Source organism: Micromonospora craterilacus, from assembly GCF_003236315.1.
Lineage (GTDB): Bacteria > Actinomycetota > Actinomycetes > Mycobacteriales > Micromonosporaceae > Micromonospora > Micromonospora craterilacus.
The window spans coordinates 1-6,246 of record NZ_POTY01000322.1; the positions used below are offsets into that span (position 1 = coordinate 1).

7 protein-coding genes and 1 pseudogene are annotated in these 6,246 nt (G+C 67.2%); 1 reads left to right on the forward strand and 7 read right to left on the reverse strand.

What is annotated here, in order from left to right:
• From C1I95_RS31045 to C1I95_RS35490, 7 genes and pseudogenes are all read right to left on the reverse strand, one after another.
• A partial coding sequence (locus C1I95_RS31045; RefSeq protein WP_233513994.1) for a glycoside hydrolase family 10 protein occupies positions 1–1,056 on the reverse strand: 1,056 nt, incomplete at its 3' end.
• A gap of 281 nt (positions 1,057–1,337) precedes the next feature.
• Complete coding sequence (locus C1I95_RS35000; RefSeq protein ID WP_146605913.1) at positions 1,338–1,649, reverse strand: ferredoxin; 312 nt, start codon at positions 1,647–1,649, stop codon at positions 1,338–1,340.
• A 4-nt stretch (positions 1,650–1,653) separates the two neighbouring features.
• Positions 1,654–1,953, reverse strand: coding sequence for a cytochrome P450 (locus C1I95_RS37395; RefSeq protein ID WP_111219287.1), 300 nt, complete (start codon positions 1,951–1,953; stop codon positions 1,654–1,656).
• A 753-nt stretch (positions 1,954–2,706) separates the two neighbouring features.
• Entirely contained in the window at positions 2,707–3,219 is a 513-nt protein-coding gene (locus C1I95_RS31055) for a SigE family RNA polymerase sigma factor (protein WP_111219289.1), read from the reverse strand.
• 76 nt (positions 3,220–3,295) lie between these two features.
• Positions 3,296–3,618: pseudogene (locus C1I95_RS31060) on the reverse strand (transposase family protein); the annotation flags it as partial.
• A 664-nt stretch (positions 3,619–4,282) separates the two neighbouring features.
• On the reverse strand, positions 4,283–4,681 hold the full coding sequence (locus C1I95_RS31065) for an Imm7 family immunity protein (protein ID WP_111219291.1): 399 nt from the start codon (positions 4,679–4,681) through the stop codon (positions 4,283–4,285).
• A gap of 619 nt (positions 4,682–5,300) precedes the next feature.
• On the reverse strand, positions 5,301–5,465 hold the full coding sequence (locus C1I95_RS35490) for a hypothetical protein (RefSeq protein WP_158566507.1): 165 nt from the start codon (positions 5,463–5,465) through the stop codon (positions 5,301–5,303).
• Between the two features lie 112 nt (positions 5,466–5,577).
• Between C1I95_RS35490 and C1I95_RS31075 the strand changes: the two genes are divergently transcribed.
• On the forward strand, positions 5,578–6,246 hold a 669-nt coding region (locus tag C1I95_RS31075; protein ID WP_111219293.1), incomplete at its 3' end, for a transposase family protein.

The window sequence follows — 6,246 nt, forward strand, 5'->3', positions numbered from 1 at the left end:
GGGGGTGGGCGTAGGCCCGGGGCCGGCGCTGTTCAGTGCGTCAAGCGTGGCCGTGTATGCCTGCTTCTTGTTGCCGCTGTTGTCGAAGAGCAGCGGGGTCCCGCCGGAGCGCCACGAGTCGCTGTCGCGGATGCCCCAGACGGTGATGCCGTTGCAGCGGGGGACCGCGAGGCAGTCGTTGACCACGCTGCGGTAGGTGTTGGCCTGCGTGGTGCCGGAGCCCTCGATGTCCAGCTCGGTGACCTGCACGTCGACGCCGAGGGCGGCGAAGCTGGACAACGTGGTGCGGTAGTTGCTGTTGTACGGCGAGTTGGCGTTGAAGTGCGACTGGAACCCGACGCAGTCGATCGGCACGCCACGCTGCTTGAAGTCGCGCACCATGTTGTAGACGGCCTGGGTCTTGGCCCAGGTCCAGTTGTCGGTGTTGTAGTCGTTGTAGCAGAGCTTGGCGCCCGGGTCGGCAGAGCGTGCGGCCCGGAACGCGGCCTCGATCCAGTCGTTGCCGGTGCGCTGCAGGTTCGAGTCGCGCCGGGCGCCGCTGTTGCCGTCGGCGAAGGCCTCGTTCACCACGTCCCACGAGTCGATTTTGCCGCGGTAGTAGGTCGCCACCCGGGTCACGTGGTTGAGCATCGCGTTGCGCAGCGCCGTGCCGGACATGTTCTGCATCCAGCCGGGCTGCTGCGAGTGCCAGGCCAGGGTGTGACCCCGGACCTTCCAGCCCCGGGAGAGAGCGTGGTTGACGATCCGGTCCGCGTTGCCAAATGTGAAGTTGTTCTGCTGCGGTTCGGTCGCGTCGATCTTCATTTCGTTCTCGGGAGTGACGCTGTTGAACTCGCGGTTCAGGATCGTCGTGTACGCGCCGTCGCCGAGCTTGTTCGCCGCCACCGCGGCACCGAAGTACCGGCCAGACTGGGTCGCAGCCGCACCGAGGGTGGCTTCGGCCGCCTGGGCGAGACTAGGCAACAGCGACACGACGAGGACTGCAACTATCGCGGCAGTTCCGGAGGCAAAGAGCGTTCGAAGTCGACGCCCGGAGGGACGGGTCCGGGAGATCATGCTGATCCTCCACTGGTGGGATTGGAAATCTCTGTCGTTGTTGGGTGGGAGGCCATGCGCAGATGACGGCGACCCACGATGTCGAGTCCGCCGACCGGGCCGAGACTCACGTCAGCCCGGAGCGGGTCAGCTCGGGCCACCTGACCAGCAGGTAAAGGGTTGGACCCAGGGCCCCGCCGGGAAGTGGTTGCGGGCGTTGGGCACCAGATGGTGGCTGGAACGCCTGCCAGGTGGGTGGGCCTGATGGTCGCGTGAGGCGCCTCCAAGGACTGGAAGTAATGTTAACGATCACATCGATCGATGGCTTTAGGCTGGCAGAAGAATCGATGATTTTCAACCGGTAGTTTCAGGCAGCAACCGGTAGCTTTTCGGTCGGCGATCGGCCCGGAAGGCTTGACGCACCTGGCGACGCGGCAGGCCGGCCCGGCCCGGTTCGTCGCCTCGACGAGAACGACATCGGGCGGCTCGACGGCCGCCGCGATCGGGGTGGCCAGGCCCGACTCCATCCGGAAGTGGGCCGGCGCCAAGCCGACGCAGCCGCCCGACCCGATGCAGCGCCGTGCGTCGACCTCGATCCGCCAGCCGGTGCTCATTGGGTCACCGGAGACCTCGGACGATCAGCCCGCTCTTCCAGGTCAGCTCCGGCTCGGGTACGGCGATCCGTAGTTCAGGCGACCGGGCGACAATGGTGCCGATTCCGACCTGTAGCTCCATCCGGGCGAGCTGGGCACCCAGGCAGTGATGCGCACCGTGGCCGAAGGGATCCAAGACAAGGCCCGGACGAACCGGCCCAACCGCCGACCAAAACAGGTGTCCCACCCCGCAACCACAGCGAAGACGCAGGTCAGCAAGCCCAAGCACGGCGAAAGACAGCAGACGGCCGCACCCACATCGCATCCACGTGACACCCACCGTCCACACCGGCCAGGCAACACAAAAGGCCCGGCCCGCGTTTCCGCAGGCCAGGCCCTCTATGATCTTGCGCGCCCGAAGGGGCTCGAACCCCTAACCTTCTGATCTCGTTGTCCAGCCGGACCTTGAACCACGGCCTGCTACCGGGCTGCGGCACTTGTAGGCGTCGCCGCTGGAAGTGGTGTTGCCGGGCCTGCCATCGTCGACTGCGGCACGGATTCCGGACGGCGCGTCGGCGGCGGACCTTGGGCCCGCCGCCGACGCCGGGCTTGCCGGATGGTTGACGATCCGTCCGGCAAGCCCGGCGGTGGCCGACTCCCGTCCAGGGCGGCACCGCATGCTGACGGTCCTGGAGTTACGAACCCGTGCCCGGACCCTTTGGATCCACCGGCGGGGACGGGGCAGGACTCATCGGGACAGGACTGGGGTCCACCGGCGGGGACGGGACAGGACTCATCGGGACAGGACTGGGATCCACCGGCGGGGACGGGACAGGACTGGGGTCCACCGGCGACCGGTCGGCGGGAGCGGACGGCGGCGGGGCGTCCCGGTTCACCGCCGCCAACGCCAGCGGCGTGCCGACCATGAGGGCGGCGACGACTCCCGCCACCCCCACCGAGACGGTGAGGGTACGACGCCTGCGCGCCCGAGCGACGGCGGAATCTGCCAGATTCATCGGAACTGCCTCCTCGGCAAGATCGGTAAGGGCGGATCGGATGAGGTCGTCGATCGGGGTGTTCATCGCTTCAGCTCCAGCACGAGTTCGGCACCGGGCAGCACCTCACGCAGCCGACTGACCGCCCGGTGGGTCCGGCTGCGGACCGTCCCGACCGAGCAGCCGAGCACCTCGGCCACCTGTCGCTCGGGCAGGTCTTCGTAGTACCGCAGGACCAGCACCGCGCGCTGCGCCACGGGAAGGCGCAGCAGGGCTGCCCGCATGGCCAGCCGCAGGTCGGCATGGCCGCTGTCGTCCGGGTGTTCCCGCTCGACCGGCGAGCCGACCAGCGTCTCCCGTAGTCGTCCCCGGCGCCGCCACCAGCTGACCCGCTCGCGGTACATCACCGCGCGCACGTACCCCTCGGGGTCCTCGTGCCGGATCGTCGGCCATTTGACGTACGTCTTGGCCAACGCCGACTGCACCAGATCCTCGGCGGCATGCTGGTCGCCGGTGAGCAGGTAGGCCGCCCTGATCAGGGCGGCGGTCCGGCTCTGCGCGAACTCGCCGAACCTGGCTCTCGCCTTGTCGTCCAACCGCTCAGCTCCGTCCGGTACGCCTCATTCACCACCACAGACGCACGGGACCGCGCCCACTATCCATGAGCCTTCTTCATCCTGGGTGGCGGTTGGTTTCGACGTGGCGCAGGACGAGGATGGCCTGCACGATCGTGGTCGGGCGGTGTGGGCAGCAGCGCAACTTGGTCAGGATTATCCAGTCTTGAGGGTGGCGATGGCGCGTGCGCCAAGGGCGCGGATTTTCGCGTGGGCCCGGTTCACGGCCTTCTCCCGGCGTGACAGCGTGGGCCGGAAGCGGCGCCGTTTGAACGGCGTGCGCACGCCGCCGCGGGCACCCTGGTAGCCCTTGTCGGCGAAGGTCATCACGTCGTTCTTGGTCAGCGCCTCGATGATGCCGTGAGTCCGGGCTGCGGTCAGACAAACCAGCCACAGTAGACACTCGCCGGCGCTCGGCCGACACACACCTCAACCATGATCCAGACTGAGCGGCACGCAAACGCACTGGTCAGCACCCCACGCGCATGAACCGCCACTCAAACGGCACTCGAACTTCGGAGCACCAACGGAGCACCCAGCTCCCACATTTGGAAGACCGCGCTATTCCGGGAAAGAGTCAAGGCCGCAACCGGCGTTTCCGCTGGCCATGGCCTTGATCGCGTTGCGCGCCCGAAGGGACTCGAACCCCTAACCTTCTGATCCGTAGTCGGAGCCGGGCAAAGCATCTCTAAAGCTGTCGCAGACTCCCATAACGTACCGGTTCAGCCGCCTCCGTCCAGACGGAGGGGTGTTTCGTTTCTGCTGGTCCAGGCGCTGCGCCCGACGGGACGCCACGGTCGGCGGGGGTGAAACTGCTGCGATGCTGGAACAGTCGCGCCCGTGCTGATTAGGTGCCGAACATCCGAGCACCATCGGAGCACCACACGAACACCGTCCCCGTCGCTGCAACGGGAGCAGGCCGACCAACGATCGGCGGCTACCGCACACCCACCGACTCACACCGGGTCGAAATGATCAACGATTGATCGCCGCCAACCGGGTCGGTGGATCGAGGCTATGAGGCGCACCGCGATCAGCCCGGCGATCAGTCCTCGACAACGGGACGGATGGGTGACAGGAACGGATCGAGGCGTTCGGTGATCTCACCCCGCGCCATGACGTGCACCCGGAACGCGTTCGGACCGGGAGGGACGGGCATTTCCTCATCTTTCTCGTAGAGAAGGCCGTAGGACCCCGGCAGCCGTCCTGCGACGAACTGGAGCACCTGGCGCATCCCCACCGCCTCGTCCCGACGCCGGTTGGCCACCCCATTCAGGAGCAGGTAGTACTCCCCGTTGAGTACGGTCACCTCCGCCGAGACGTTCGTCGGAAAGTCCAACCCGGCCACCAACTCGTTCAGCTCATCGATGACGGCGTCGAGTTGACCGGTGTCCGACTCCTCCGTGGTCTGCGAGAGACGGAACCAACCATGGAACTCGTACACGTCACCCTCCGAGCGGTCTGATGTCGATAACGGGCTCGATGCCGTACCGGACACCGTATTCGTGGAGCTTCCTGACCACTGCACTGATCCGTAGGTCGGTCGAGACGTTTCATGTGCGCTAAATCCATTGGCGAGCCGCAGCGTTTCGGCTGGTCTACGCAATGGACCGAAGAAAGTCGATCCGCTCCGAGTGGTCCTGTCTACCGCTGTGCTGGTTGTGTTCCGGTTGTGCCGGTGCAGTCGGATACATCCGAGCACCGACGGAGCACCAGCCCGATCACCGTCCTCAGCGGGCCTCCACCCCCACACCACACCCAACCGGCCCGCCAACCCATAGCCCGCCTGAGCGGCAACGACGGGCCGGACTACGCGAGTTGGCGGGATGCCGGCTGGGCGAACAGGCGCCAGGAGATCCACCCGGGCCGGGCCGGTCCGTTCGTGGTAGACGACCTTCGGGCGCAGGACGCTCGACTTGTGCCCGAGTCCGTCGGAAAGGCCAGCCTCGTCGGCCAGCCCCGACAGCCGTCGAGATCAATCTCTTTCTGCCGGCACAGCGGGCTGTGGCCCACGGCGTACTCGGACGATGTGCCGTGCTGCTCCGCTGGTCAGGTCTGGTCATTCAGCTGCACGCCGATGCGAGTCCGCAAGGCGTCCAGACGGTCGGACGCAGCAGCGCGGCGTCCATCTCGGCCTGCCTGGTGAGGTTCGCATCGCTCGCCAATTGCTCGTACAGCGACGCGTCGAACTCGCTGTCGGCGTACGGGTTCCAGTGAGCCTTTTCCAAGCTGATCTTGCAGGTCGGAGGGGGTGCGGCAGGCCCGGAGATCGATGAGGGCGAGGCTCCAGGTAAGACAGCAGTCGACCAAGATCCGATGCCCCGACCGGGAGCCTCGCCTGTGCTGTCTGACCCCTCCACGATCCCGCTGTCCAGCCGCACCCTGAACCACCTCGCCGACCGCATCCGAGCGCACCGCCGCCAGCATCGATCCCGGTGGCGACGCCTCGCCCCTGGGCGACAGGCGCTACTCGCCCTGGCCCACCTGCGCAACGGCGACACCTACACCCGCCTCGCGGCCGGATTCGCCGTCGGTGTCGCCACCGCCTGGCGCTACGTGCAGGAAGCAATCGTGCTGCTCGCCGCAGCGGCTGAGGACCTGGCCACCGCGATGCGGCGCATTCGACGCCTGGCGTACGCGATCCTGGACGGCACCCTGATCCCAATCGACCGGGTAGCGGACCAGAAGCCCCACTACTCCGGCAAGCACAAGCGCCACGGGATGAACGTGCAGGTCATCGCCGACCCGGCCGGCCGGCTCGTGTGGGCCTCACCGGCGCTGCCGGGCTCGACCCACGACCTCACCGCCGCCCGCACCCACGGCATCATCGACGCACTGACCAGCGCGGACGTGATGACCTTCGCCGACAAGGGCTACCAAGGCGCCCGAGGCAGCGTGCGTACGCCGTTCAAGCGGCGCCGCTTCCGGCCGAAGCTGTCACGCCGGCAGAAGACGGTCAACCGGGCACACGCGCGGATCCGTGCTCGTGGCGAACGCGCCATCGCCACA